Here is a 4,612-nt window from a genome sequence, read left to right on the forward strand (position 1 = left end):
GCTTCCAGAAATGCAATGAGCCGTGTCGTATGATCGCGGGCACGGCGGCGCTCGCGCGGAATGGAGCGCAATCCCGCGTTGAAGGCTGTGAGATGCGATCTCGTCTTGCCCCGTTCTCTGAGCATGGCGGACACGAGCATTGGACCCAGCCAGTGCTGGTGTTGCAATGGTTCGATATCTTCCCATGCGTCCCAGACTACTGCAGCCGCAAGTAGTGGTGGCAAATCACGGCTCCGGTCATGAACCGCCAGCCATCGCTCGATCCGCGCATCCTCATCCCAATCCGGGTCGTATACCAGCGGGTCACCATCCAGTGTGACCTCGGCCGATGGAGGCCTGCTCCCTCCCCTCCCCCCGCCAACCTCCGCTGGTTGCGCAAGCAGCCGCGACGAGCGGTCCAGCAACGCATCCAATTTCGCCAATTCGTCTTCGAAGGCGTTTTCGGCATCAGATTTGACCTCGGTCTCATCGTCCGCAACGGGTTCAACCGCTGGCATGGTTTCAGCAGATAGCACGGCAAACTCGCTGGTTGCCCGCCCGCGCAGATTAGCGAGACCTTTCGGACTGAACGACCAAGCCGGCGGGCTCGCAGCAATCTGGCGTCGCGTACGCAAAATGGCATGAGCCCTTGTCAGCTCATGCGTCGGAGTGCGGATGTCCATGCGTGCGTCATGGAGAACCAAATCTTCGACATGAACAAGCTCCCCTGCCAGCCAGAGAGCATTGCACGCCTCCATGAAATGCGAGCGTTCTATCCAGCCCTCATTTTCGCGCAAAAGTCCGTCGCGCGTCTGGCGTCCGTTCATGTCGCCGAGATCATTCTTGCGACCGACCCTGTCATCAAGCCGCGCCAACGCGTCTTCAGCAGCAATGACGGGTTGAAGCAGATCTTTGAGAGGTAACTCACCAGAATCATAAACCATTGAAACTATGGTAAACGATTGCTTAAACGGATGCTATAATGAATTTAGCTTCCGTTGGGCGAAGTGCAGGTACCGCCGGATAAACAGGATGAATCGTGTGGGAGGGCTGATTCGCATTATTAGCGTGTTTGGCGCCTCTAGCCAACCACGACCGTCGCTTTTCCAGAGACGCGACTGTAAAGATCGATGATGTCCTGATTAATCAGGCGAACGCAGCCAGATGACATCGACTGCCCGATCGACCGCCATTCTGGCGATCCGTGAATCCGATAGCCGGTATCGACGCCGTCCTTAAAAATGTAGAGAGCCCTGGCTCCCAGCGGATTTTGCGGACCCGGGTCCATGCCATTCTGATATTTGGCCAATTCCGGCTTACGCTGAATCATTTCGCGAGGCGGCGTCCACCGCGGCCATTCTTTCTTATACTGGATATTGGCGCGCCCACTCCAAAGAAAGCCGTCTTTGCCGATACCGACGCCGTAGCGAATGGCATCGCCGCCGGGTTGGACCAGATAGAGAAAGCGCTCCTGCAGGCGGACGACAATCGTACCCGGCTGCTCGCCTGTGGGATCGACAACTATCTGCCGCCGGAACTGGACTGGAACCTTTTGATACGGAACCGCTGGGAGCGAGTACGGGCCCTCCTCCACAGCAGCGTACATAACCTCCGGAACAGTTACCGATTTATCAATGCTGATTTGTGGCCGTATGCCACTGGTCGGCATTGCGTCTATATCCATGGACGGCAGTTCGAGGGTCGTTTGAGTGCAGCCGGTCATTCCAAGCACGGCCATAGACCCTGCACCCGCCAAAAGATGACGGCGGGAAATAACGGGAATCGGCTGTGTGGTCGTGGATGCCTGTTTACGCTGGGACAATTTCGTACTCGCTTACAAATATTGGCAATCGTTTAAACTGTATGGAAATGTGGTTTACAAACGATGAATCGAAGAAGAGCGTCTTAACCATCCTCAAAGATGGAGTTGACAGCTGTCAACTCAGCTTTAGCAGGGCTTCCCTCGCAGCAAGCCCACCCGCTTAGTTGACAACTGTCAACGCAGTCTTGCTCTGGGACTAACACTAAGGTCGAATTTTCAGATCCCCGACTCTGAAGTATTTAGTGATGCAATCCTGCGTTTTACGCCTACAATTTTTCTACGCCAGATTGTACCCTACCCAGGTTTGGATCTCCTTCACGCTCGATCAGGTATTTCACAATGGCAGATGATACGGCTTACAGTTTCAGGCAGAGAGTTCTCAGCAACGAAGAATCTAGCGCGCCCACAAACCCTGTGCAACATACGCTCAAGAATAGGACAGGCTCTTCACGCGACACCCAGCAGCAGTTGGTTCTGGCGGAAGAGTTTATCCAAAATAATATCTGCAATCCTGTCAGCATTTCAGACATCGCCAACGCCGCCGGCATCAACATCCGCGCCCTGCAGCGCCTGTTTCGCAAATACCGCGGAGCCACGCCAATCCAGGTTTTGCTGAATGGCCGCATTGCTGCAGCCCATGAAATCATTTGCAGCGGGAAAGCAACATCCGTGAGGGAGCTGGCGGCCAAGCTACACTTCTCAAATCCGGGCAGGTTTTCCAAGCTTTATCGCAAAATGTATTCGGTCGTTCCATCTGAACACATCGGCGTCTGGCAGAGCGAAAAGGCGAATCCGCGCGATTGACCAGCGTAGGTCGAGCGTATCAGCGATAAGCCGCGGTTCGATCCAGAAAGTCGTGGAAGTGCGCAATGACGCTGTCCCGATCGATGAAAATCACAGCATAGGCGGGCGGCTCGTGCGTAACCGCAATTCTATCCGGTGAAAAATCCAGTGCCGACTGATGGTTGGTGCCGCGCAGGACGCTGACGGGAATACCCCGCCAGCTCCCGGCGATCGGCCGATGTGCATGGCCAGCAAAAATATGCCGAACATTGCCGTGTTCCTTCAGCAGTGCGTAGAGCGCATCCGCTTCGATGATGCCCATCCGGTCCAAAAGCGGCATGTAAATAGGGAAAGGCGGGTGGTGTGAGAACAGAAACACCGGACGGTCCCTGGCCTCCAGAAGGCGCTGCTGAAGCCAGCGCAATCGCGTTTCATCCAGACGACCTTCTGGCCGGCCAGGAACCAGCGTATCGAGCATGATCAGCCTGCCTTCGCGAGTGTCTTCCACACTCTGGACAAAGCCGTCCTCCGCACGGACAGTATCAAAGACGTTCAGAAAAGCATTGCGCTCGTCATGGTTGCCGAGCATCAGACGGAAGGGCGGGAGCAGTTTCGCGAGTTCCTCCGCCAGGACCCGATACGTAATCTCTTCCCCCGTGTCACTCAGATCGCCGGTAAAGATTACTAGTTCGGCATTGCCGTGATTCTGGTTGATGTCGGTGATGCAAGCCTGCAGACGCACCAATGGATCAAGACCACACAGGGTTGCGCCCGGCTTCACCAGATGCAGATCAGTCACTTGGATGATTTTCATGCAGGAAGTTCCAAGGGGTTTCTAGGATCTATACGACCCAGGAATACGCGCGCTGCCGCGCAGGATAAGACGAGTATTCAAGCGTTCATGAGCGGGCGGGCGATCCGGTTCAGCCTCGCGGCGATCGAGAAGCGCCACTGCATGCGCAGCCATAGTGTTCGCATCCTGCCGAAACGTCGTAAGATTGTAGGCATCCCATGACGCTTCCGGAATATCGTCGAATCCTACAATGGACAGATCTTCTGGAATCGAAAGTGCCGTGTGTTTCCGCACATAATCGATCAAGCCGAATGCCACCAGATCATTGACGCAGAACACTGCATCCGGGCTATCGCTCCCGATAGCGAAGAGCTGCTGAGCGGCTTCCTGTCCGCCCGCATAATCCGAATTCTTACCATTTCCGGTCAGGACAGTAGCATCGTGCAGTTCGGCTTCCCGCCGGAACCCGTACTCGCGTTCGACCGTCGTGGGTGTGCCTGATAGAGCCCCGGCGAAACCCAGTTTTTTTATGCCATCGGCGAGAAAAAACCGTGCGGCCTCACGGCCGGCGCCTTCATTGTCGATATTGACGTCGTCTGCTCCCGTTTCCGAGCGGCCAATAACGATCAATGGCTGGCCATTGCGGCGGGCAAGATCGACGAAAGACGAGGGCGGCGAACCGGAGAGGATGATGGTCGCTTCCGCGCGATAACCAAAAAGCGTCTTTTGTGCTGCAACCAGTTCTTCTTCGGTGCGGCCAGTATTGATCACTATGGGAACACTGCCCCGATGAATGAGCGCCTTGGTCAGCGCCGCAACCAAATGCGCGCGATAGCCGAGTTCGGGATTGGTAACGACCAAACCCACGAGACGGCTCTTTCGAGCCAAAAGACCACGCGCTAGATCGTTGACCTGATAGCCAAGCGCTTCCGCGGCCTCCATGATCTTCTCGCGCTTCTTTGCCGAGACGCTTGCCCCTGGTGTAAAAGCCCTCGACACCGCCGAGCGGGATACACCCGCGTGTTTCGCAACCTGCAGCGCACTGACGTACTGCTTGTCGTCATTGGAAGCGTGCTTGTTTTTAGATTTCATGTTTTCAATGTCCGACCTTGGAAAGCACATCTGCCCGCAAGAATCGCTCCACCACCAGCATGAAGCCAATCGAGGGTACGAGTAACAGCAGAGCGGTGATCGACGCAATCTGATAATTTCCACCTGAACCCGCAGTGTATAGC

At 55.6% G+C, this 4,612-nt stretch carries 5 protein-coding genes and 1 pseudogene; 1 reads left to right on the plus strand and 5 read right to left on the minus strand.

Going from position 1 to position 4,612, the window contains the following annotated elements; translation table 11 throughout:
• Positions 1-923, minus strand: a 923-nt coding sequence (locus ACXJ5O_RS19515; protein WP_457301342.1) for an RHE_PE00001 family protein, incomplete at its 3' end; no start/stop codon positions are given.
• A 137-nt stretch (positions 924-1,060) separates the two neighbouring features.
• Entirely contained in the window at positions 1,061-1,717 is a 657-nt protein-coding gene (locus ACXJ5O_RS19520) for a L,D-transpeptidase (RefSeq protein WP_457301346.1), read from the minus strand.
• Positions 1,718-2,140: 423 nt separating this feature from the next.
• Between ACXJ5O_RS19520 and ACXJ5O_RS19525 the strand changes: the two genes are divergently transcribed.
• A complete protein-coding gene (locus ACXJ5O_RS19525; protein WP_457301343.1) occupies positions 2,141-2,605 on the plus strand; it encodes a helix-turn-helix transcriptional regulator in 465 nt (154 codons plus the stop codon).
• Positions 2,606-2,624: 19 nt separating this feature from the next.
• Here ACXJ5O_RS19525 and ACXJ5O_RS19530 read toward each other — a convergent pair whose 3' ends face one another.
• From ACXJ5O_RS19530 to ACXJ5O_RS19540, 3 genes and pseudogenes are all read right to left on the minus strand, one after another.
• Positions 2,625-3,398 carry a phosphodiesterase gene (locus ACXJ5O_RS19530; protein WP_457301344.1) on the minus strand — a complete coding sequence of 258 codons (774 nt, stop codon included), beginning with the start codon at positions 3,396-3,398 and terminating at the stop codon, positions 2,625-2,627.
• A gap of 21 nt (positions 3,399-3,419) precedes the next feature.
• Positions 3,420-4,469, minus strand: coding sequence for a LacI family DNA-binding transcriptional regulator (locus tag ACXJ5O_RS19535; RefSeq protein WP_457301345.1), 1,050 nt, complete (start codon positions 4,467-4,469; stop codon positions 3,420-3,422).
• A gap of 4 nt (positions 4,470-4,473) precedes the next feature.
• Positions 4,474-4,612 (minus strand): annotated as a pseudogene (locus ACXJ5O_RS19540) (ABC transporter permease); the annotation flags it as partial.

This window comes from Phyllobacterium sp. P5_D12 (assembly GCF_054049495.1).